General features: G+C 64.5%; 22 protein-coding genes. 17 read left to right on the top strand and 5 right to left on the bottom strand.

Annotated elements, in window-relative coordinates; translation table 11 throughout:
- Position 1: 1 nt before the first annotated feature.
- The 5 genes from IEW58_RS05870 to IEW58_RS05850 all read left to right on the top strand — a co-directional run bounded on the left by IEW58_RS05870 (position 2) and on the right by IEW58_RS05850 (position 5,182).
- A complete protein-coding gene (locus IEW58_RS05870; protein ID WP_229658457.1) occupies positions 2-811 on the top strand; it encodes a 4-(cytidine 5'-diphospho)-2-C-methyl-D-erythritol kinase in 810 nt (269 codons plus the stop codon).
- Positions 808-1,533 carry an N-formylglutamate amidohydrolase gene (locus tag IEW58_RS05865; protein ID WP_188644269.1) on the top strand — a complete coding sequence of 242 codons (726 nt, stop codon included), beginning with the start codon at positions 808-810 and terminating at the stop codon, positions 1,531-1,533. Before IEW58_RS05870 ends, IEW58_RS05865 begins: the two co-directional genes overlap by 4 nt.
- A 67-nt stretch (positions 1,534-1,600) precedes the next feature.
- Positions 1,601-3,448, top strand: a complete 1,848-nt coding sequence (gene ilvD, locus IEW58_RS05860) for a dihydroxy-acid dehydratase (RefSeq protein WP_188644268.1) — start codon at positions 1,601-1,603, stop codon at positions 3,446-3,448.
- Positions 3,448-3,804, top strand: a complete 357-nt coding sequence (locus tag IEW58_RS05855) for a hypothetical protein (RefSeq protein ID WP_188644267.1) — start codon at positions 3,448-3,450, stop codon at positions 3,802-3,804. The genes ilvD and IEW58_RS05855 overlap by 1 nt, the downstream gene beginning before the upstream one ends.
- A complete protein-coding gene (locus IEW58_RS05850) occupies positions 3,791-5,182 on the top strand; it encodes an NAD(P)H-hydrate epimerase (protein ID WP_188644266.1) in 1,392 nt (463 codons plus the stop codon). The genes IEW58_RS05855 and IEW58_RS05850 overlap by 14 nt, the downstream gene beginning before the upstream one ends.
- On the opposite strand, the gene IEW58_RS14000 is transcribed toward IEW58_RS05850, so the two are convergent.
- Positions 5,146-5,643: a hypothetical protein gene (locus IEW58_RS14000; protein ID WP_308419257.1), complete on the bottom strand. Its 498-nt coding sequence runs from the start codon at positions 5,641-5,643 to the stop codon at positions 5,146-5,148. The genes IEW58_RS05850 and IEW58_RS14000 overlap by 37 nt on opposite strands.
- A gap of 75 nt (positions 5,644-5,718) precedes the next feature.
- Between IEW58_RS14000 and IEW58_RS13995 the strand changes: the two genes are divergently transcribed.
- Positions 5,719-6,369 carry a class I SAM-dependent RNA methyltransferase gene (locus IEW58_RS13995; protein ID WP_308419256.1) on the top strand — a complete coding sequence of 217 codons (651 nt, stop codon included), beginning with the start codon at positions 5,719-5,721 and terminating at the stop codon, positions 6,367-6,369.
- On the opposite strand, the gene IEW58_RS05840 is transcribed toward IEW58_RS13995, so the two are convergent.
- Genes IEW58_RS05840 through IEW58_RS05825 form a run of 4 tightly spaced genes read right to left on the bottom strand, consistent with a single transcriptional unit; the run spans position 6,366 to position 9,113 of the window.
- Positions 6,366-7,139: a hydrolase 1, exosortase A system-associated gene (locus IEW58_RS05840; protein ID WP_188644264.1), complete on the bottom strand. Its 774-nt coding sequence runs from the start codon at positions 7,137-7,139 to the stop codon at positions 6,366-6,368. The two genes, IEW58_RS13995 and IEW58_RS05840, sit on opposite strands and share 4 nt — an antisense overlap.
- A complete protein-coding gene (locus IEW58_RS05835) occupies positions 7,136-7,822 on the bottom strand; it encodes a hypothetical protein (protein WP_229658455.1) in 687 nt (228 codons plus the stop codon). The genes IEW58_RS05840 and IEW58_RS05835 overlap by 4 nt, the downstream gene beginning before the upstream one ends.
- Positions 7,819-8,109 (bottom strand): acyl carrier protein, encoded by a 291-nt coding sequence (locus IEW58_RS05830; protein ID WP_188644263.1) that lies wholly within the window; start codon positions 8,107-8,109, stop codon positions 7,819-7,821. Before IEW58_RS05830 ends, IEW58_RS05835 begins: the two co-directional genes overlap by 4 nt.
- A gap of 35 nt (positions 8,110-8,144) precedes the next feature.
- Complete coding sequence (locus IEW58_RS05825; protein WP_229658454.1) at positions 8,145-9,113, bottom strand: GNAT family N-acetyltransferase; 969 nt, start codon at positions 9,111-9,113, stop codon at positions 8,145-8,147.
- A gap of 27 nt (positions 9,114-9,140) precedes the next feature.
- Between IEW58_RS05825 and IEW58_RS05820 the strand changes: the two genes are divergently transcribed.
- From IEW58_RS05820 to xrtA, 11 genes are all read left to right on the top strand, one after another.
- Positions 9,141-10,655: an acyl-CoA ligase (AMP-forming), exosortase A system-associated gene (locus tag IEW58_RS05820; protein ID WP_188644261.1), complete on the top strand. Its 1,515-nt coding sequence runs from the start codon at positions 9,141-9,143 to the stop codon at positions 10,653-10,655.
- A complete protein-coding gene (locus IEW58_RS05815; RefSeq protein ID WP_188644260.1) occupies positions 10,652-11,881 on the top strand; it encodes a pyridoxal-dependent decarboxylase, exosortase A system-associated in 1,230 nt (409 codons plus the stop codon). The genes IEW58_RS05820 and IEW58_RS05815 overlap by 4 nt, the downstream gene beginning before the upstream one ends.
- Positions 11,882-12,054: 173 nt before the next feature.
- On the top strand, positions 12,055-12,699 hold the full coding sequence (locus IEW58_RS05810; protein WP_188644259.1) for an XrtA/PEP-CTERM system exopolysaccharide export protein: 645 nt from the start codon (positions 12,055-12,057) through the stop codon (positions 12,697-12,699).
- On the top strand, positions 12,699-14,201 hold the full coding sequence (locus IEW58_RS05805) for an XrtA system polysaccharide chain length determinant (RefSeq protein ID WP_188644258.1): 1,503 nt from the start codon (positions 12,699-12,701) through the stop codon (positions 14,199-14,201). Before IEW58_RS05810 ends, IEW58_RS05805 begins: the two co-directional genes overlap by 1 nt.
- Before the next feature lie 199 nt (positions 14,202-14,400).
- Positions 14,401-15,204 carry a P-loop NTPase family protein gene (locus tag IEW58_RS05800; protein WP_308419255.1) on the top strand — a complete coding sequence of 268 codons (804 nt, stop codon included), beginning with the start codon at positions 14,401-14,403 and terminating at the stop codon, positions 15,202-15,204.
- A 106-nt stretch (positions 15,205-15,310) separates the two neighbouring features.
- Positions 15,311-16,840 carry a preprotein translocase subunit YajC gene (locus tag IEW58_RS05795; protein ID WP_229658453.1) on the top strand — a complete coding sequence of 510 codons (1,530 nt, stop codon included), beginning with the start codon at positions 15,311-15,313 and terminating at the stop codon, positions 16,838-16,840.
- Positions 16,841-16,860: 20 nt separating this feature from the next.
- Entirely contained in the window at positions 16,861-17,994 is a 1,134-nt protein-coding gene (locus IEW58_RS05790; RefSeq protein WP_188644255.1) for an XrtA/PEP-CTERM system-associated ATPase, read from the top strand.
- Between the two features lie 16 nt (positions 17,995-18,010).
- The gene (locus IEW58_RS05785) at positions 18,011-18,898 is read left to right on the top strand and encodes an XrtA system polysaccharide deacetylase (RefSeq protein ID WP_188644254.1); all 888 of its coding nucleotides are present in this window, start codon (positions 18,011-18,013) and stop codon (positions 18,896-18,898) included.
- Positions 18,895-19,959: a FemAB family XrtA/PEP-CTERM system-associated protein gene (locus IEW58_RS05780; RefSeq protein ID WP_188644253.1), complete on the top strand. Its 1,065-nt coding sequence runs from the start codon at positions 18,895-18,897 to the stop codon at positions 19,957-19,959. The genes IEW58_RS05785 and IEW58_RS05780 overlap by 4 nt, the downstream gene beginning before the upstream one ends.
- Positions 19,959-21,188, top strand: a complete 1,230-nt coding sequence (locus IEW58_RS05775; protein WP_188644252.1) for a TIGR03087 family PEP-CTERM/XrtA system glycosyltransferase — start codon at positions 19,959-19,961, stop codon at positions 21,186-21,188. Before IEW58_RS05780 ends, IEW58_RS05775 begins: the two co-directional genes overlap by 1 nt.
- Entirely contained in the window at positions 21,178-22,173 is a 996-nt protein-coding gene (gene xrtA / locus IEW58_RS05770) for an exosortase A (protein WP_188644251.1), read from the top strand. The genes IEW58_RS05775 and xrtA overlap by 11 nt, the downstream gene beginning before the upstream one ends.
- Positions 22,174-22,179 lie beyond the last annotated feature (6 nt).

Below are 22,179 nucleotides of genomic sequence, written 5' to 3'. Positions count from 1 at the left end.
CTTGCGCGAAATCGCTTACGCCAAGATCAATCTCGCGCTGCACGTCCGCCGTCGGCGCGAGGATGGCTATCACGACATCGAGACCCTGTTTGCCTTCGTCGATGTCGGTGACGTACTCGAAGCCACTCCAGCGCCGAGCGATCAGCTGACAATCGTTGGTGAGTTCGCGTCACAACTGACTGATCCTTTTAATAATCTCGTCACGAAGGCTCTCGGGCATCTTTCACGGTCGGAAGGCTTGCGATTGACGCTCGAAAAGAACTTGCCCGTCGCCGCCGGACTTGGCGGCGGATCGGCCGACGCCGGTGCGGTCTTCCGGATCGTCGATCAACTTCACGGGCTGCCCGATGATTGGCGCACCCGCGCCGCAAAGCTCGGTGCGGACGTGCCCGCCTGTGTCGAAAGCTACATGTGTGTGGGGAGCGCGACGGGGACCGAATTAACGCCTATTAACAATGATTTGGCCGCGACTCCTGTGCTTCTCGTGAACCCCCGCATCCCGCTCGCTACGGGACCGGTATTCGCTGGATGGGACGGTATCGATCGCGGACCTCTGCCGGATGGTCCGGCCTCCGCCATCCTGCGAGCCGGACGCAATGATCTCCAGCCATCCGCAATCACCATCGTCCCGCAGATCGGGCAATTGCTTGCGTCACTGAACGCAACTGACGCGATGTTGACGCGAATGTCCGGATCCGGAGCGACCTGCTTTGCCCTGTACGCGACCGAGGAGGCACGCGAGGCCGCGGCACGGAAGATTGCCGCGGAGCACCCGGACTGGTGGCAACTCAGCGGCAAACTGCGCCCATGAGCGAGCAGTCATGGCGTCACATCGGCAATATGCGGAGGGGCGGGATCGTACTGGTTGCCGACCACGCCTCAAATCACGTTCCCGCCGACATTGACCTGGGTATCGATCCAGCACTCCTTCGGGAGCACATTGCCGTCGATATCGGGGTCGAGGCGGTCGCCGAGCGTCTGGCCGCCGAGCCGGGCATCCCCGCGCACCTCGCCACGATAAGCCGGCTCGTGTGCGACCTGCACCGCGAAGAGGACAATCCGGCCGTCATTCCCGAAACGAGCGATGGCCATGTGATCCCCGGAAACATCGGGATCGACCGGGAGAAGCGCCTCCAGCGGTTCCACCGGCCCTATCATGGCGCCCTTGCTAGCTGGCTCGATGACGCCGAGCCTGCGCTGATCGTTTCACTTCACAGCTTCACGCCGTCACTTCGCAGCGCGCCGGCGTCCCGCCCATGGCAAGTCGGGATCCTCTACAATCAGGATGATCGCGCCGCACTTCATGGCATCCGATTGTTTGAGCAATACGGTCTCATGGTTGGCGATAACGAGCCTTATTCGGGCCGCCAGCTCAACGCGACGATGAACCGCCACGCCGAAGCGCGAGGTCGACCTTACCTGGCAATCGAGGTGCGGCAGGACCTCATCGCCGAGGGGAACGGTCAAGCAATCTGGGCGAAGATGATTGCCCAAGTGGCCCGGCAGGTGGCATCGCTCCTTGAGGCGGCCTAAGCAAAACCGCCTTCGCGCGTCGACGCTCTTGCCTTAGTGCTGGTGCTATAGGCCAAGGACTGCATCGATGCCCGAACTTCGCTCCCGCACATCAACCCACGGCCGCAACATGGCGGGCGCACGCGGGCTGTGGCGTGCCACCGGCATGAAGGACGCCGATTTCGGCAAGCCCATCATCGCCGTGGTGAATTCCTTCACACAGTTCGTACCCGGACATGTTCATCTCAAGGACCTCGGGCAACTTGTCGCGCGCGAGATCGAGGCAGCCGGCGGGGTGGCCAAGGAATTCAACACGATAGCGGTCGATGATGGCATAGCGATGGGGCATGATGGCATGCTTTACTCTCTGCCCAGTCGCGAATTGATCGCCGACAGCGTCGAGTTCATGGTCAACGCGCATTGCGCAGACGCAATGGTATGCATCTCCAATTGCGACAAGATCACGCCAGGGATGTTGATGGCGGCTCTGCGGATCAACATTCCCGCAGTGTTCGTCTCGGGCGGGCCGATGGAAGCCGGCAAGGTAATCCTGAAGGGAAGGGAGGTCGCCCTCGACCTCGTCGACGCAATGGTGGCCGCAGGCGACGAGAGCTACACGGACGAGGAAGTGGCCGATATCGAACGCGCGGCATGCCCCACGTGCGGCTCGTGTTCGGGGATGTTCACCGCCAATTCGATGAACTGTCTGACTGAGGCGCTCGGCCTTTCGCTACCGGGGAACGGCTCGGTCCTCGCGACCCATTCCGACCGTCAGGGCCTGTTCGAACGGGCTGGCCGCCTCGCGGTGGCTCTCTGCGAGCGGTATTACCGCGAGGGGGACGAAAGCGCCTTGCCACGAAGCATCGCGAGCTTCGAAGCGTTCGAGAATGCAATGAGCCTCGACATCGCGATGGGTGGTTCAACGAACACCGTGCTTCACCTGCTCGCCGCCGCACACGAGGCCGGAGTGGATTTCACGATGGCGGATATCGACCGGCTCAGCCGGAACGTTCCCTGCCTGTGCAAGGTGGCGCCGGCCAAAAGCGATGTCCACATGGAGGATGTCCACCGCGCCGGGGGCATCATGGGCATCCTCGGCGAGCTCGATCGCGCGGGGCTGCTCCATACAGCCTTGCCGACCGTTCACAGTCCGACGCTTGGCGATGCGCTCGCCGATTGGGACGTGAGGCTTACCAACAACCCGGCGATACAGGATTTCTACCGCGCCGCGCCGGGCGGTGTGCCCACGCAGACTGCCTTCAGCCAAAGCAGGCGCTGGGACGCGCTGGATACCGACCGCAGGGAAGGAGTGATCCGTTCCCGGGACCACGCTTTCAGCCAGGATGGCGGTCTGGCGGTCCTCTTTGGCAACCTCGCAAAGGACGGGTGCATCGTAAAGACTGCCGGAGTCGACGAACATATCCTGACCTTTGCAGGCCCGGCCAGGGTGTTCGAAAGCCAGGATGCGGCGGTCGCTGCGATCCTCACCGACCAGGTAGCTGCCGGCGATGTCGTTGTGATCCGGTACGAAGGGCCCCGCGGAGGTCCGGGCATGCAGGAAATGCTCTACCCCACGAGCTACCTCAAATCGAAGGGTCTCGGAGCAGACTGCGCGCTGATTACGGACGGACGCTTTTCGGGCGGCACTTCGGGCCTGTCGATCGGCCACGTCAGCCCGGAAGCGGCTGAAGGGGGCGTAATCGCGCTCGTCCAAGATGGCGACCGCATTGAGATCGACATACCTAGGCGTACGATAAACCTTGCCGTCCCCGCAGAGGAGCTCGCGCGCAGAAGCGCGGCCATTTCGGAACGCGGATTTCGTCCGGCCAAACCCCGTCGACGTGTGGTTTCTACCGCGCTGCAGGCTTATGCCGCAATGACGACCAGCGCGGCCCGCGGAGCGGTGCGCGACCTTCGCGGGCTGAGCCGGAACTGATGCGCTGGCTCGTGCTGCCGGTGGCGCTTTATCTGGCCTCATGCTCTTCGGGCGAAGCACAGCCGCAGGCGGGGGAGGATGCAAGGCGGATCGAATGTGCACAGGGCGAGGGCAGTCGTTTCGCGCCCGACTGTCTGGTCGAGAGAGTGTCCGGAGAAGAGGGACCTGAATTCGTGGTTCGACACCCGGGCGGCGCGTTCAGGCGATTCAGGATCGCCAAGGATCGCAAAGGCATGATCGCAATCGACGGCGCCGATGAAGCTGTGAGTGCGCTCAGCGGCGAGCCGCCGGTCATGGAGGTGGCGGTAGGCGTCGATCGGTATCGCTTCCCGGCGGATCTCGATGCGCTCCCCTGAGCAAGTTCTGACGGCTGCGCAGATGCGCCAGGCCGAGCTTGCCCTCATCGAGGGCGGAACGTCGGTCGACGTTCTGATGCAGCGCGCCGGCAAGGGTGCCGCCGACTGGATATGGCGGATAGCCGCCGGCCGCTCGGTGACGATCCTTTGCGGACCGGGAAACAATGGCGGTGACGGCTACGTGATTGCGGAGACGTTGCGCCGGCGGGGGCTCGCCGTGAACCTCGTGGCGCCCGAACTGCCGACAACAGATGCGGCCATTTCCGCAAGGAACCGTTGGCAAGGCGAGAGTACCGATCGTAACGCGCATGGCGGCGTATTCGTCGATTGCCTCTTCGGCTCGGGCTTGACGCGGCCGCTCTCCACCGAACACGCGTCGCTGCTGAACACGCTCGCAGCAACCCACGACCAATGCGTAGCGATAGATTTGCCCAGCGGGATCGCCACTGACAACGGGGCCGTGCTTGGGGCCGTACCGCGCTTTGACGCGACTCTGGCGCTGGGAGCGTGGAAGCCGTCGCACTTCCTCATGCCCGCCATGGCCTTCATGGGCGAGCGTCGGGTGGTGGATATCGGAATCGCGACCTCCTGCCACGCGGGGTCGGTCTTTTCGCGCCCAACGTTGACCGCCCCGTCAATGGACGCTCACAAATACAGCAGGGGGCTCGTGGGGGTGGTCTCCGGATCGATGCCTGGCGCGGCGCTGCTCGCGGCTCAAGCGGCGATGCGCTCCGGCGCGGGATATGTGAAGCTCTTGTCCCAAGACATTCCCGCAGGAGCGCCGGCCGGCCTCGTCATCGACAACTCCCCTCTTGACGAGGTCGTGAACGACAAGCGCTGGTCGGCTTTTCTTGTCGGGCCGGGCCTTGGCCGCGATGCTACCGCCCGGGATCGCCTGGCGACAGTGCTCGAACGCAGGGTGCTCACCGTGATCGACGCCGACGCGCTTCACATCATCGATGACGACCTGCTCGAAGGGATCGACACCTCGCTTCTGCTGTTCACTCCGCATGAAGGCGAGTTGGCGGCGTTAAGCGAGACCTTCGCTGTCGACGAGTCCGACAAGGTGTCGCGCGCCTCTGCAGTCGCGGAAGCTACCGGCGTGACGGTCCTGGCGAAGGGGGCCGACACCGTCGCGGTCGATCGCACAGGAAAGCTTGCATTCTTCCCGCCGGGTCCTAGCTGGCTGTCGGTCGCCGGCTCCGGCGATGTGCTGGCAGGCATGGCGGCGAGCAGGATGGCCGCGGGCAGCGATGCATTCACTGCCGCGGGGGAGGCGGTCTGGCTCCATGCGGAGGCTGCGCGTGTTGCTGGCCCGGCATTGACCGCGGACGATCTTTGTCATGCTGTTTCTGCGGGATACCGACGATTCTTGTAATGGATAGTGAACAAGTTTTGCGGGTCGCCGCCAAGGGTGACGGCGTCACCGAAAGCGGTCGGCATGTCAGCTTCGCCGCGCCGGGAGATGTCCTCCGCGCGGATGGCAGCCTTGAGCCGGGACCGCACCACGCCGTGCCTCCGTGCCGTCATTTCGGCCATTGCGGCAGCTGCCAGTTGCAGCATCTCGACGAAGACACGCTTGCGGATTTCGTGCGCGATCGCGTTCTTCACGCCGCCCAAGGACAAGGCATACAGCCCGCGGAGCTTGCGCGCGCGCACCTGTCGCCGCCGCGATCCCGCAGACGCGCGACGTTGCACGCAGCGATGCAGAGCGGGAAAGTGGCGCTGGGCTTCCGGCAAAGTGGTTCGCATCGAATTGTCGATCTGGCGGAATGTCATGTCATCACGCCCGAGTTGTTCAGCCTGCTCGCACCCCTTCGGCGCCTGCTGCGAAGCCAATCGGGCAGGTGGGCCGTCGACATCGAGCTCACTCAGGGCGACCAGGGGATCGATTGCGGTTTGCGAAATTTCGCTATGGACGGCCTCGAAGCGACCGAGGCGGTCCTGGAGTTCGCACAGGCGCACTCTCTCGCGCGGGTCACGGTGGACCTTGGGTATGGGAGCGAGACAGTTTGGGAGCCGGAGCCCGTCACCGTCACTTTGGGCGGCGTGGCGGTATCGCTGCCTCCGGGCGCGTTTCTTCAGGCGACCCTGGACGGAGAGGCTGCGCTGGTGGCAGCTGCGCGCGAGTGGCTCGCTGCGTCGGAGATCGTGGCCGACCTGTTCGCGGGCCTCGGCACTTTCGCATTCTCGCTGGCTGGGAAGGTCGCCGCATATGAGGCGTCGCGCGATGCGCACCTGGTCTGCCGTCTCGCCGCGGCGCGGTCACTCCCGTCCCTTGAGAGCCACCACCGCGACCTGTTTCGCAACCCTCTGCAGCCCGAAGAGCTTTCTCGTTTCGACGGGGTTCTTCTCGACCCGCCCCGCGCCGGGGCACGCGAACAGGTTGCACATCTGGCTCGCAGTGCCGTCGACCGAGTGGTTTACATCAGCTGCAACCCGGCAAGCTGGGCCAAGGACGCAAGAACCCTTGTGGATGGGGGCTTCCGCTTGGCGGAGCTGCGGCCAGTGGGACAGTTCCGCTGGTCAACTCATGTCGAACTCGCGAGCCTGTTCCTGCGCTAGCGGCGAAGCATCTCGATAAGGTGACGATCGAGGAACTCTCGGGCCTGGGGCTCGGCCCATGCATGACCGGCGTCTTTGCACTGGACAACCCGCGGATCGTTTGCGTCCCAGTTTGACTGGAAGACTTGCGCGGTGCGGTCAGCGCCCGCCAGGATAATGCGGACCGGCCCGTCGAAGGCCGCAAGCCCGGCCGCAATTTCCCCGGCAAGATTGGCGGGCGGCGCACTTCTGCGACCGGCGTGGATCAGGCCACGGGCCAGCTTGCCCAGGTCCACCCCGCCGGTAAGCAGCCGCGCGACCTCGCGCGGGTTCCTAAGTTTCTCCGCGTACCGGGCACGTACTGCGGCCGGTGGCGGCGTTTTGTCGTCGCCCTCGATCGTCCAGGGGTTTGACAGGACGAGGGCATCGCAACCGGCACCCCCCGCCAGCATCAACGCGCTGGCCGCGTCGCAGTTGCCGAAGGCGACGACGCGCTCGACCCGAGGCGCGATGACCCGAAAGGCGGCAAGGGCACTTTCGATATCCTTGCGACTCTTTCTGAAACCCTTGTTCTCGCCTCCGCTGTCGCCAACCCCTCGGCGATCGAACCGGAAAACCGGGTAACCGTGGGCTGCAAGGCGTGCGGCCAGTGCCGCCTGACCCGAAAAGGCACCCGAGCGGATTTCATTGCCCCCCGTGACCAGGAGAAGACCGCTGGTGCCCGGCGCGGTGTCCAGGGTCCCCGCGAGTGTGGCGCCAGCGCACTCGAACGTCAGATGAAGGCGGCTCACGCTCCGGTTATGCCCATCGCCAGGATGGATGCCAGCTTGTCCGCCTGTTCAGGATCTTCGTCAGGCTCCGCCCTCAGCCATAGACCGGCACCACCTATGTCCGCCTGTTCAATCATCGCGAGCGAAGCCGCGTGAGTGGCTGTTTCGAGCGCCTTGAACATCCCCGGGCCGATCCACCAGCCCGCCAGTTCGATGCCATCGCGGCGTGCCGTTGCCAGCATCTCGTCCCCGCGCTCGGATATACCGGCTTCGCGCGAGGCAATGGCCCGCGCGCGCAGCAGGGAGCGAAGCACACGCTTGCCTTCGATCGGTGCGTAGCTCCACCCCGCCAGTTCCTTGGGAGCCACCATAGCCCCGGCGCGTATCGCAAGCACATGACTGGCGCCGAAGTGTCCTGCTGCGGCGGCCGCCGCTGTGCGCCAGGATTCGAGCGTCTGCAGTTCGATCGGCAACTCGCTCTCGTTCATACCGGGCAAGTCTGGCAGCATGCTGTCGACGCCGGCTAGATTGAGGCGGCGCATTATTTCGACGGTCTGGCGGCGCAGCTTGTTCGCTTCATCGAACCACGCGGGCAAGACGAGAAGCCGGTGCTGCCGCCCCTGGTCGAAGACGAGCGCCATTTCCTCGTGCGGCTCGCCGGAATTGGCGGGGCACGGCCAGTCGATGAGCTGGAAAGGGATCACGCCGAAGCGGCTTTTGCCTCGGCGAAAGCGAGCAGGCCGCCGTAGGTTTCCAGCATTTCGCCATCGACATCGTCGTCCTCGATGATGATGCCGAGCCGGTCTTCCATCTCGGTGAGAAGGCCCGCTACTGCCATGGAATCGAGTTCAGGCAATTGGCCGAACAAGCCGGTCTCGTTGACGAACTCTGCGACACGCCCAGGCTCGAGGCCCAGTACATCTGCGAGAATGCCGCGAAGCTGCGTGTCGATTTCGCCGCGGCTTGCTGCGATGTGGTGATGATCAACCATCTTGGAATACCTGACGCGAAAAGGCGCGCCGCCACCTAGCGGGCGGGCAGGAACGGCGCAAGCGCGCGCTTGGCGAGCGCCGGCCATGCGCGAGGTTGCGCCGGATCGAGGCAATCGATCCGATAGCGGGGCCGGTCGATCTCCATCCAATCGCGCTTGTACGGATCGTTCCCGGTCCCGAAATCGATCCACTGGACCTTGTCCTCGTCGATGACCTGCCTGAACATCGCCGCGCTAAGGGTCGCTCCCGCGGACAATGGCTTGGCGCTCTCCCGGTGTGCCAGCTTGTGGATGTAGGCGGTCCCATTCTCGACGGTCCAGAACTGCGCGGCGACCGGTACGTCTTCGGCCCGGGCGATGCCGAGCCGAATCCTTCCTGCGGCGCCCTCGGCCTCCGCAAAACGGCGCAGCAGGTTGGGCGCGCCTTCGGTCGGCTTCCAGCTTTCGTTGTAGATAGCCTCGTATGCCTCCCAGGAGGCAGCATCGAACCGGTCAAGGATGGTAACCGAGACCTTCTTGGCCTTTCGCTTCAAGGTGGTGCGCATCGGACCCGGGCGCTCTTGCCAATACTGCGCAAAGCTTCGTCCGTCCACCTCCAGGACGTGATTGTGATCGCACTCCTCGCAGTGAACCGACCAGCCTGCTTCGCGAAAGGCCGCGGTCACCCGGTCGGCGGACTTGTCTTCGCCGGGCACGGGCCACATCGTGACCCGGTGGCTGTGATTGCGCAGGTCCCTGGCCGCTGCTTCCAGCAAGGCTGGACAATCGCTCCCGATCGGACGCCAGGAAAAGGTATACCAGTTCTGCAGCGCTTCCAGGCGACCGTTGGCGCGCGCAAGGGGCAGGGCAACCGCGTTTTCGCCGTCGCTCGTCAGTGCGAACAGCGGCGGCGCCTCGCTGCGTGCAAGCAGATCGAACCATTCAGGTCGATCGAACGGACCTCGCGCCGAGTGAGCCGCAGCTTGCAAGACGTTAACCGTGTGGTGATAGCTGGAGGCGATCAACGCGCTTCTTGTCCCTTCGGAGTACCCATGCCTCTTGCGCTCGATTCCCGGCCTCGACCGCTCGATCATCTCGCCGAACGCGGCGAGGGACGGGCGACGGCGCTGATCCTGCGCTCCGGACCGCTTAACCACGATGATTTAAGGAACCGTGTCGGCCGGCTTGCAGCGTGGCTGGCCGGGCGGACCGCCAAGGGCGACCGCGTGGCAAGCTGGGCAGCCAAGGGTGAGGCGACCTGCCTCCTGCCGCTTGCCTGCGCGCGGGCAGGCGTGGTCCATGTTCCTGTCAACCCGCTGCTCAAGCGGGCGCAGGCAGCCCACATTCTGGGTGACAGCGGGTCTGTCCTGCTGATTGGAAACCGCGCGAGGCTGGCGACACTGGAGGCAGGCGACGTCCCCTCGGGCGCGCAACTTGTCGCCGAGGAGGACCTTTGGGATGCTGCTCTCGCCTGCGATCCAATGGGCCCGTCGGCAAACGACCCGCAGGCACTTGCGGCGATCCTCTACACCAGCGGCTCTACCGGCAAACCCAAGGGCGTAATGCTCAGCCACGCAAACATGTGGCTAGGTGCGGTAAGCGTGGCGCATTACCTGGATATGGGTCCCGACGATGTAACTCTGTCCGTATTGCCACTCAGCTTCGATTACGGGCAGAACCAGTTGCTCTCCACGTGGTATGCGGGCGGAGCGGTCGTGCCTCTCGATTTCCTGGTTCCGCGCGACGTCGTGAAGGCCTGTGCCCGCCACGGTGTCACGACGCTCGCCGCCGTTCCTCCGCTATGGCTGCAGTTGTCCGAGGTCGACTGGCCGGAGGAAGCCACCCGAACGATGCGCCGGTTGACCAACAGCGGGGGTGCACTGACCGAACCTCTCGTGCGTGACCTGCGCCGCATCTTCCCCGCCGCGCGCCTGTTTCCGATGTACGGACTGACCGAGGCGTTTCGCTCAACCTACCTCGATCCAGCACTGGTCGACAGTCATCCGACTTCGATGGGCAAGGCGATACCCTTAGCTGAGATCCTGGTGGTTGCGGACGACGGCGAACTCGCTGCGGATGGCGAGGAGGGCGAACTTGTCCACGCCGGCCCGCTTGTCGCGCAAGGATATTGGCAGGATGCGCAGCGCACGGCTGAGCGCTTCCGACCCGCACCGCGCGGATCCAGTTACGGCGGGACAGCGGTATGGTCCGGGGACAGGGTACGCCGTGATGTTGATGGCCTGCTTTACTTCGTCGGCCGGCGAGATGCGATGATCAAGAGCGCCGGCAACCGCATCAGCCCGCAGGAGATCGAGGACGCAGCCACCGCCACAGGGCTGGTATTGGAGGCGGTCGCCGTCGGGGTTCCCGACGCCAAGCTCGGACAGGCGGTGTGCCTGGCCGTGCGGGCCGGGCGCAACTTCGACGAACAAAACCTCAGGAAGGCTCTGACCGCGACGCTGCCGAACTTCATGCACCCACGACTGATCCGCAGCTACGAGATCATCCCGCGCAATCCGAACGGCAAACTCGACCGGAACGCGATTGCGCAGGATTTCGCCGCGTGAAGCCTCTCGGTCCAATTCCAGCCGGATATGACACCGTCGATGGTGAACTGGCCATCGGTGGACGAACCGCCAGCGAACTGGTGGCCGAGGCCGGCGGCACTCCGCTGTTCGTCTATTCGCGCAAGCATCTCGACGACCGCATGGCGGAATTGCGAGAGTCCCTGCCGCACCGCCTGGCGATCCATTACGCGGTCAAGGCAAACCCGTGGCAGCCGGTGCTGCAGCATATGGCGGGCCTGGTCGATGGGTTTGACATCGCTTCGGGCGGCGAACTGGCGATGGTCGCGGAAGCAGGCATCGACCCGACCCTCGTCAGCTTCGCCGGCCCCGGCAAGCGCGATCCCGAGCTGGAAGCGGCGATCGCCGCGGGCGTGACATTGAACTGCGAGAGCGAGAACGAAGCCCGACGCGCGCTTGCCATTGGAAATCGTTTCTCGGCTACGCCGCGCCTCGCCGTTCGGGTGAACCCCGACTTCGAATTGCGCGGCTCCGGCATGAAAATGGGCGGCGGCGCCAAACCCTTCGGACTCGATGCCGAGCGCGTTGCTCCGCTTGCCAAGGAGATTATCGCCTCCGGTGCCGAATGGCGGGGACTGCACATCTTCACTGGCAGCCAGGCACTCGACGCCGAGGCCATTGCAGAGACACAGGGCAACGTACTCGACCTGGCGGACCGCCTGACGCGAGAGATCGGTGCCGGTCCGTTGCCCAAGCTCAACATGGGAGGAGGACTGGGCATCCCGTATTTCGCCGGAGACCAAGCCCTGAACCTCAGACTTGTGGGGGAGCGGCTCGCCGAGCGATTCAGCCGGCTTCCGGACACTCTCTCCGACACGCAGCTATGCATCGAGCTGGGCCGCTATCTCGTCGGCGAGGCCGGCGTGTATCTGTGCACGGTGATCGACCGGAAGGTAAGCCATGGCGAGACCTACATCATCACAGACGGGGGGCTGCATCACCAACTCGCCGCATCGGGCAATTTCGGCACGGTCGTCCGGCGGAATTATCCGGTTGCCATCGCTTCGCGTTTTGCTGCCGAGCCAGCGGAAGAGGTAAACGTGGTGGGCTGCCTTTGCACCCCTCTCGATCGGCTTGCGGACAAGGCATTCCTGCCAAGGGCGGACGTGAATGACCTCGTGGCCGTGTTCTGTGCGGGAGCCTATGGCGCAAGCGCCTCTCCGGCGATGTTTCTGGGACAAGGGCCGGCGCGCGAGTTGCTGGTTTAACGTTTCTCCTAACGCTGTCCCGCCACGGGACCGGTCGGGTCAAGGCGCTTCAAGCCTAACAGTATCTTCACCAATTTCGGCGAGAGCGGACCCGTATACGCGCCTGTTCGGTGCGCCGGGTCGCTCCCGGCGGTCATCATCGGATGGGCCCGCCTTGAGGCAAGGATCCATCGATGCACTTTTCCCGTCCCGCCCATCTTTTCGCCAGCTTGGCTGTAGCGGCGCTGGCGCTGAGCAGCTGTGCCACTTCCAGCGGCAGCCAATTGCCGCCCGCGTCCTTCGTGGCGATGCAGGAGGGGCCCGGCGAAGACTACGTGATTGGTCCGCTCGACGAACTGACCGTCAATGTCTGGCGCAATCCCGAACTGAGCGCGGAAAAGATCCAGGTGCGGCCGGACGGACGCATTACCACGCCGCTCGTCAACGACATGCCCGCGGTAGGAAAGACCCCGGCGATGCTGGCGGAGGACATGCGGCTGCAGCTCTCGCAGTACATCGAAGATCCGCTGGTCAGCGTCATCGTCACCAACTTCGCCGGTACCTTCAGCCAGCAGGTCCGGATAATCGGAGCGACGGAAAAGCCGGCGAGCATCCCCTACCGCGCGAACATGACCGTGCTCGACGCGATGATCGCCGTGGGCGGCCTGAGCGAGTTCGCTGCCGGTAACCGCGCCAAGCTGATCCGCTTCGACAAGCAGGCCGGCCGACAGCGCGAGTTCGGGCTGCGGCTCGGCGACCTGCTCAAGAAGGGCGAAAGCCGTGCCAACGTCATGCTGCAGCCCGGCGATGTCATCATCATTCCGGAAAGCATGTTCTGATGAACGAGGTGTTCGAGGAACTGCGTGCCGCAGCGGCATCGGCGTGGCACCGGCGATGGCTGGTGCTTGGCGTGGCGTGGGGCGTCTGCCTGCTTGGCTGGATGGCCGTGGCCATGATTCCTAACAAGTACGAATCGAAGGCTCGCATCTTCGTTCAGCTGGACGACGTACTCGCTGACCAGCTCAAGATAGCCAACGGCGGAAAGGGCGAGATCGAGCGTGTGCGCAAGACGCTCGCCGGCGCGGTGAACCTCGAAAAGGTGGTTCGCGGCACCGACCTGGGCCGGGACATCTCGAGCCAGCGGCAGATGGAGCGCACGGTCGCCAGCCTCGCGGAAAGCGTCAAGGTTGAGAGCGTCGAGGACAACCTGTTCACGATCACCGCGCTCGTCGGCAAGTCCAGCCTGTCGGACGCAGAGAACGCCAAGCTCGCGCAGGACGTCGTCCAGAAACTGATCGATATCTTCCGCGAGGAGAACATCGCCGGCAATCGCGGAGAGGTTGCCGAGACTGTGGTGTTCCTCGACCAGCAGCTCGAGCAGCGCAAGACCGAACTCGAAGCTGCCGAGGCCAAGCTGTCGGCGTTCGAAGCGGCACACCCGGAATTGATCGGCGGGAGCACTGCCATCTCGGGCCGCCTCGCCGCGACCCGGCAGGAGGTGCGCGGCGTCGACGCGGACCTCGCCGCGGCACAGAGCGCGCTGGCGGCTATAAACGGGCAGCTCGCGGGCACTCCGCGAAGCCTGGCGGGACCGGGCGGCGAAGGGAGCGCACTGGGCCAGGCGCAGGCGCAGCTTGCTGCCATGCAGGCCCGCGGGCTCACCGATAGTCATCCCGATGTGGTCGCTTTGAAGCGCCAGATCGCCCTTCTCCAGCGCGCAGGCGGCGCGGCGACGGGCGGAATGCCGAATCCTGCTTACAGCTCGCTGGTATCGATCAAGGCCGAGCGCGAGGCCAACGTCCAGGCCCTCATGGCGCGCAAGGCGGCATTGCAGGCCGACCTGTCCGGAGCGATGGCCGATCAGTCGAGCGAACCCGCTGTCTCCGCAGAGGCAAACCGCATCAGCCGTGACTACGACGTACTCAAGAAGAAGTACGACGAACTCCTTCAGAACCGCGAGGAAATGCGCCTCCGCGGTCAGGTCGAGAGCGAGCGGTCGAGCTTCAAGTTCAACGTCGTCGATCCTCCTTCCACGCCGCGTAACCCGGCCTCTCCAAACCGCCCGCTGCTGCTGTTCGGCATCCTGGTTGCGGGGCTGGGAGCGGGAATCGCGGCGGCAGTTGGCCTTTCCCATGTGCGGTCCACCTTCGCCACGGCTTCGGCACTGGAGCGAGCGCTCGATTTGCCGGTGCTGGGTTCGATTTCGGAAAACCTGACCGAGAATGCCAAAGCCTTGAGGGCCAAGCGCATGAAGCTGTTCTACGCCGGCAGCGCCTCGTTGGCGGGTCTCTTCGTGGTCTTGCTGACGATCGAGTTCGTCCAGCGCGGAATGGTGGCCTGAGATGACCGAACATAGCAAGATCCCCCTTCCTCGCACGGGACCAGATCAAGCCGCTTCATCGCTGTTCGAACGTGCCAGCGGCGCGTTCGCGCTCGAGCCCTTCCGGTCCGCTCCTGTCCCGCAAATCTTGGCGCCGGAACTACCCAGGCGCACACCGCCGCGTCCGGCCCGGCAGGCGGCGCCTCCCACACCTCATGCCGTGCCAGAAGTCGAGCCTGCCCAACGAAGCGGAAAGGAACCCGTCGCGACCGCTAACCGGATCGAAGAACCGGCAGTGGAGTTGGGCGGCGAGCGCCATCCGATCGATCGCGACCGCCTGTACGATCTCGGCATGATCGTCCCGGAAGCAGGCGCCACGGCGTTGCTCGAGGAATTCCGCATCATCAAGCGCCAGGTGCTTGCCGCTGCGAATGCCAGCGCGGCGTCGCGGCGCATTCTGGTGTGTTCTCCGCTACCCGGCGATGGAAAGACTTTCTGCGCCACCAACCTGGCGATCGCCATGGCGGGTGAGCGGGACGGCGAAGTGGTCCTGATCGATGCCGACTTTGGCAAGCCCTCCATCCTTTCGACGCTGGGCCTGCCGCAAGGCCCGGGCCTGATGGATGCCCTTGCCGATCCGGCTCTCCCGGTGGAAAATCTCGTCCTTGCAACCGACATCCCGGGCCTGTTCGTGCTTCCCGCGGGCAGCAGAACGACCGCGGACAGTGAATGGCTCGCCAGCGCGCGTACGGCGGAAGTGCTGGATCGCCTGACGCGGGGGGCACCTCATCGGATCTTGATCTTCGACAGCCCGCCGGCGTTGGCCGCATCCCCCGCAGCCGATCTTGCCCGTCACGTTGGCCAGGCGATCCTCGTTGCGCGCGCGGACAGGACCGGCCGCAGCGCGCTTGAAGATGCGGTGCAGCTTCTTGGCGCATGCCCGGACATCAAGTTCATCCTCAATGGAACGCATTTCAGCCCGAGCGGACGCCGCTTCGGCACCTATTACGGGTACGAGGGGTAAGCTCATGAAAGCGCGGACTTACCGTGCGGCGTTAGGACTGGCGGTCGCGATCTGCGCCGTGCCCTCGTTCGCTGAGGAAGGGAACACCGGTCAACGCACGCGACAAGTGAGCGTCGCACCGTACATCGAAGCAAACCAGGTTCTCACCTCGGAGCTTTCGCCGGGCAGCGACACCGTAACCTACACCCAGGTGGCGGTCGGGGTCGACGCCGGGGTTCAGGGCCGCAACAACGGCGGCTCGGCTTCGATCAGGTACGAAAGGACTTTCGGCTACGACAGCAGCGTGTCGGACAGCTCTACGCTCTCGGGAGTCGCGCGCGGCTATGCCAGCGTGGTCCCCCGCGCGGTCACGGTCGAGGGCGGAGCTCTCGCGACGCGCACACGGATCAATGCAAACGGCGGCGCCACTGTCGGCGCCGGGTCCAGGCGCGATGGCGCAAGCCAGGTCTATTCGGCATATGCTGGTCCTTCCGTCCACACGAGTGCGGGGGACGCCGAGATCAACGCCAACTACCGGATCGGGTACACCCGCGTTGACGGCCCAGACGTCGCTGCCACAGCGCCGGGTGCACCGGTGCTCGATGTGTTCGACGAGAGCGTTGCTCAAAGGGCGGGTGTGCACGTCGGCACGCGTCCGGGCGCGCCGCTGCCGGTTGGACTCGGCATCGGCGGCGGGGCTTACCAGGAAGACGTGTCGAACCTGGACCAGCGGGTGCGCGACCTGCACGTGCGGGCCGATGTAAGCGTTCCATTAACGCCCTCGCTCGCCGCCGTCGGAGGCGTGGGCTACGAAGACGTCGAGGTATCGAGCCGGGACGCCTTGCGGGACGCCGGCGGCAACCCCGTGGTGGGAGCTGATGGCCGTTTCGTCACGGACGACAACGCCCCCCGCAAACTGGCTTACGACGTGGTCGGGATCATCTGGGATGTCGGCGTGATGTGGCGGCCAAGCAGCCGCACCTCCGCCGAGGCGCATATCGGTCGGCGCTACGACTCCCTGACTTATTACGGAAGTTTCGCCTGGGCACCGGACACGCGCAGCTCGGTCAACCTGGCCGTTTACGACGGGCTGTCCGGCTTCGGCGGACAGCTCAATAACGCGCTTGTCGCTTTGCCGACCGATTTCGCCGCCAACCGCAACCCGATCACGGGCGAGGTGACCGGTTGCGTAGCGAGTCTGCAGGGAAGCAACTGCCTCACAGGTGTACTCGGTTCGGTCCGCTCGGCAGTGTTCAGAGGACGAGGGATGGCGGCAAGCTATTCCCGCCAGCTTGGCCGGATGAGCGCGGGCGTGGGACTGGGATACGATCGCCGCAAGTTCATTGCCGCGCCCGGCACCGTGCTCGCCATTGCCAACGGGGTGATCGACGAAAGCGTCTGGGCTGCGGCTTACCTGTCCGGACAGATCGACGCGCGTTCGGCCTTCAATGTCAACGCTTACGCCAACTGGATCACGAGTGGCTTCGCCGGGGCAGGAGATGCGACTGCCATCGGCGCTTCGGCAGCATACCGGCGTTACCTGCTTTACGGTTTGTCGGCCAACGCGGCAGTCGGTGTGGACAGCCTGGACAGCTCTCTCGCCGGCGAGGACCTCACCACTGCATCGGCACTGCTCGGCCTGCGGTACGACTTCTAAAAGGCTAGGAAAAAGAGACGATGTTCGACAACTTCTACGGCCTGACCGGACGCCCATTTCAGCTTACGCCCGATCCCGCATTCTTTTTCGAGAGCGCAACTCACCGGAAGGCGCTCAGCTACCTCGGTTACGGTCTCGCGCAGGGCGAGGGCTTCATGGTGATCACCGGCGAGGTTGGCGCGGGCAAGTCCACGCTCGTCGGGCACCTCATGCGCAAGGTGGATCCTGCACAGCTCACGGTCGGGCAAATCGTCACCAGCAACCTCGATGGCGAAGAGCTGGTTCATCTCGCCGCACAGAGTTTCAGGCTGGCGGTCGAAGGACATGACAAGGCTTCCGCACTCGCAGCGATCGAAGGTTTTCTTCACGAAGAAGCCAGGGCGGGGCGTCGCTGCCTGCTGGTTGTCGACGAGTCCCAGAATCTCAGCGTCGAAGCCCTGGAAGAGCTGCGCATGCTTTCGAATTTCCAGCTCGGCGCGCATCCCCTCCTGCAGATCCTTCTTCTCGGCCAACCCGAGTTCAAGGACATGCTTGCAGCCAGCCCATCACTCGAGCAGCTGCGCCAGCGCGTCATCGCAGCGCATCACCTCGAGGCAATGGCCTCGGGCGAGATAGAGCCATACGTGGTCCACCGGCTTCAATGCGTCGGCTGGACCGGCAACCCTGCCTTCGATCCGGATGTCTTCCCCGCGATATACCAAGCGACTGGCGGAATCCCGCGTCGCGTCAACCAGGTGATGAGCAGGCTCATGCTGCTGGGCGCAGTCGAGCAGCGCGACGAGATCGACGTCGAGATGCTCGCGGCTGTCTTGACCGAGATGGAGGCCGACAGCGCCGGTCGCACCTCGCCAGCTGGGTCTGCACCTCGCACAGAGCCGCCCACGGCCCCTCAATCGCCCGCTCCGCCCTCCGTCCCTGAAGCCGGGGTGATGAAGACGATTATTGCGAACCATGACGAGCAGATCCGCAGCCTCGACGCGGCGATTGCGAAGCTTTCAGCGGCGATCACCGACCGATCCGCGCTCCCTTCCGAGTGGGCGGAGCGTATCGAGAACATCGAGTTGCAGGTTGCCGAACAGGACCGTGCCGTCCGGCACGTGCTCACCATGCTGATCGAATGGTTCGAGGGCGAAGCGCCCCGCGAAGCGGCCTGAGGAAAGGCTGGCAGGCATGCCGGTCGGCGCCGTCCCTTCCTCTTGCATCGTCAACGGTCTCTCCGTTGACGTGGAGGACTGGTTCCAGGTTGGCGCGTTCGAGAATGTCATCGAGCGCAGCACCTGGGACCGCCTGCCTCTGCGAGTAGAAGACAACGTGCTGCGCATCCTCGATCTTTTCGACGAGGCGCAGGTCAAGGCGACGTTCTTCACTCTCGGATGGGTGGCTCGCAAGAACCCCTCGCTCATCCGCCGGATTGCCGAGGCGGGCCATGAAGTCGCCAGCCACGGGTGGGACCATGCGAGGGTGTTCACTTTGGGGCGGGACGGTTTCGCCGAGGATATCTCCGCGGCTCGCAAGGTGCTGGAAGACGCGAGCGGCACCCGCATTACGGGGTATCGCGCGCCGAGCTTCTCGATCGACCACCGCACCCCTTGGGCCTACGAAGTGCTGGCGGATCAGGGCTACATATATAGCTCGTCGGTCGCGCCGGTCGCCCATGATCATTATGGGTGGCCCGAAGCGCCCCGGTTCGCCTTCAGTCCGCGGCCCGATCATCCCTTGCTGGAAATTCCGGTCACGACTGCCATTCTGGGAGGCAGGCGCGTGGCGGCGGGTGGTGGCGGCTTCTTTCGCGTCCTTCCGTATGGCTTCAGCCGGTGGGCGATACGCCAGGTGAACCGGCAGGCCCGCCGACCGGCAGTGTTTTACTTCCATCCTTGGGAGATCGACCCGGCGCAGCCCAAAGTGCCCGACGCGCCCGTCCGGTCGAAGCTGCGGCACTACACCGGTCTCGACAAGATGGCCGTCAAGCTGAGAGAGCTTGTGCACGAGTTCGCGTGGGGCCGGATGGACGAACTCGCGAGCCGCGAAGCGGCGCTGGCAACGAACCTTGCCGCATGAACGCGCCGTTCGCATCGTCCAGTCTTGTCGTCAGGATAGCGGATCTGCGGGATCGTTGGGAAGCGTCACGGGTCGAAGGATTTCTTGACGACAGATGCGCTACGCCCTTTCACCGGCCGGCGTGGCTGCTGGCCATCGAACAGGGAACCGGACAACGCGCCTGCGGCCTCGTCGCCGAGCGGCATGGTGTGATTACGGGTTGGCTGCCGCTCGTCGAAGCACGCTCCCCGTTCTTCCCGGCCGCACTGGTTTCCAGCGGCTTCGGAGTGGCTGGCGGCCCCTTGGCCGAAACCAATTGCGAGGCGACACGGCTGCTGGAGGCCGCAACCGAACTCGCCGTCAGGCTGTCGTGCGCGTCGGTCGAGATCCGGGGTGGTCATATTCCGGCAGATTGGGCGCGCCAAACGGGCAAACATGCCAACTTTTTGGCACCGCTCTCCAGCGACGATGCCGCCCAGCTTTCGTCCATTCCGCGCAAGCAAAGGGCTGAGGTCCGAAAAGGACTGGAGCAGGCGTTCACCGTCAGAACTGGCAACGGCAACTGCGATCGGGCTGCCCATTTCTCCGTCTATGCCGAAAGCGTACGCAATCTGGGCACGCCCGTGTTCCCGCGTTCGCTGTTCGACGCTGTTCTCGATCATTTCGGCAAAGATGCCGACACCCTGACGCTTTGCCTGCAGGACAAGCCGATCGCGAGTGTGCTGACGCTTTACCATCGCGGCGTCGCAATGCCGTATTGGGGAGGCGGAACATTTACCGCGCGGGCGACGCGGGCAAACGAACGGCTCTACTTCGAACTGATGCGCCATGCGCGCGAGCGTGGATGCCATACGTTCGATTTCGGTCGCTCCAAGGTGGGTAGCGGCGCATATGCCTACAAAAAGAATTGGGGCTTCGAACCCACTCCGTTGAACTACGCGGTTTGGAGCGCGCCCGGCAGCGCCGCGAGAGACGTCGATCCCACAAGTGAAAGCTATTCTGGCAAGATCGCGATGTGGAAACGCCTGCCGCTGGCCGTGGCAAACCGCCTCGGGCCGCGGATTGCAAGAGGCCTCGCCTAATGGGCGAGATTTTGTTCATCGCCCACCGGATCCCTTTCCCGCCCGACCGGGGGGACAAGATCCGTTCGCACCACCTTCTTAAGGCGCTTGCACGCCTGGGCCCGGTTCACGTCGCCACCTTGGGAGAAACCGAAGCGGACTTCGCCGCCGAGCCGATGCTGGCAAAAGTCGCGGCAAGTTATTGCCTCGCCGGCCGCCGGGCCAATCTGCCGCTCGCCGGGCTGCGCGCGCTTATCGCCGGCGAACCTGTAAGCCTTGCGGCATTCTTCAGCCCCCGGCTGCGCAAATGGATCGATCACACGCTGTCCGCCCGCCCAATCGAGGCGATATTCGTGTTTTCCGGCCAGATGGGGCAGTACGTGCCGGCCAGCTATGCCGGGCGCGTGGTAGTCGACCTGTGCGATGTCGACTCCGCGAAGTTCGAGGCTTACGCGGCGAAAGGCTCCCCACCGCGACGATGGATAGATGCACGGGAAGGGCGCCTGCTGGCGGCGGAGGAAGCCCGGCTCGCCCGACGGGCCTCCACGACATTGCTGGTGAGCGAGGCCGAAGCAGCGCTTTTCCGTGGCCGCGCGGGGAGCGGGGCAGTCAATGTCCGCGCGCTGGGCAACGGCGTGGACGCCACCTTCTTCCATCCCGATGTCGTTGAGCCCCATTCCGCTCTGGCCGCGGCACCCGGGCCCAATCTCGTCTTTACCGGGCAGATGGACTATCCACCGAATATCGCAGCCGCGGAGCGTACTGCCCGCGATCTGATGCCGTCCGTCAGAGCTGTATACCCGCAAGCGCGCTTCCACGTCGTCGGTCGAGCGCCTTCGGCTCAAGTCCGGTCACTCGAAGGGCTCCATGGCACCAGGGTCTGGGGCGAAGTGCCCGATGTGCGGCCGTTCGTGGCAGCCGCGAATCTCGTCATCGCGCCGCTGACGATTGCCCGCGGGATCCAGAACAAGGTGCTCGAAGCGATGGCGATGGCAAGGCCGGTGCTCCTGACTCCGGCCGCGGCAGAGGGCATCGGCGGGTCCGACGGCATCCATTATGCGGTGGGCGAGGATAACGCATCGCTGGCCGCCCATGTGTTGCGGCTGCTTGATGACCCGCCCGCCCGGCACGCGATGGGCGTGGCAGCGCGACATTTCGTCATTGAAAGCATGAGCTGGGACGCAGTTCTCGCGCCGCTGGCGGAGATGGTTGGTTGCTCGGCAAGCGAAGCTGTGCGCGATGCCGCCTGAAAGCGCCGCGCTCGGACATTCCTCGAACTATCCCGGGGCGGGGCCTTGGCTTAGGCCCGTTTTGTGGCTGGGCGCCGCTTCCTGTCTGCTTTTTGCCCTCACGTCCCAAGCCTGGCGCGAAATGGCGCACCAGTGGTGGAACATCGATACCTATGCGCACATCCTTCTCGTCCCGCCGATCATAGCCTGGCTCACCTGGCTGAGGCGCCACGAACTGTCCCGTCTTGCCCCATGCCGATGGTGGCCAGGTCTCGCGGTGATTGGGGCAGGGTTGTCCATGTGGCTCATTGGCACGGAGTCCGGGCTAAATCTGCTGGCCCACGCAGGGGCTGTGCTGGCTTTGCAGGGAGCAGTGCTCACGATCCTGGGCCTGCCAATCGGTTTGATATTGGCATTTCCCCTTTGCTTCGCCGTGTTCCTGGTGCCTTTCGGGGACGAGATCATTCCTTTCCTGCAGAACGTGACGGCGCGGATCGCCGTCGCTTTGACCCACGCCAGTGGCGTCCCGGCCGTTGCGCACGGATTGTTCATCGACACTCCTGCGGGGAGGTTCGTCGTGGCGGAGGAATGTTCGGGCGTGAAATTCCTGATTGCCATGGTCGCACTTGCCACGCTCGTCGCATGGACCGCATTTCGGAGCTGGCAGCGCCGCCTGGTCCTGCTCGTCGCGGCTGTTTCGATTTCCATTCTCGCCAACGGTGTCCGTGCATGGGCGACGATCTTTGTGGCACAGTTCGTCGGCGCCCGGCGCGCGGGAGGGTTCGACCACATCGTCTATGGCTGGGTCTTCTTCGGCCTTGTTATCGCAATAGTCCTCGGTTGCGCGTGGCGTTTTGCAGAGCGCGACCCTGCCGACGCGGGATGGACCGCGGAGCAGGCCGAGCGCCTCGCGTCCACGATCGCGGGTCACCCGGCACTTCCCGCTACAACCACGCTTTTGACTGCAATCGCGTTCGCCTTTGCCGTGTTCGCGCTGCTCGTCTAGGCAGCG

The organism is Tsuneonella deserti (assembly GCF_014644315.1).
GTDB classification, from domain to species: Bacteria; Pseudomonadota; Alphaproteobacteria; order Sphingomonadales; family Sphingomonadaceae; genus Tsuneonella; species Tsuneonella deserti.
The sequence above is the reverse complement of the archived record's forward strand: the minus strand, read 5'-3'. Positions and strand labels throughout refer to the sequence as shown.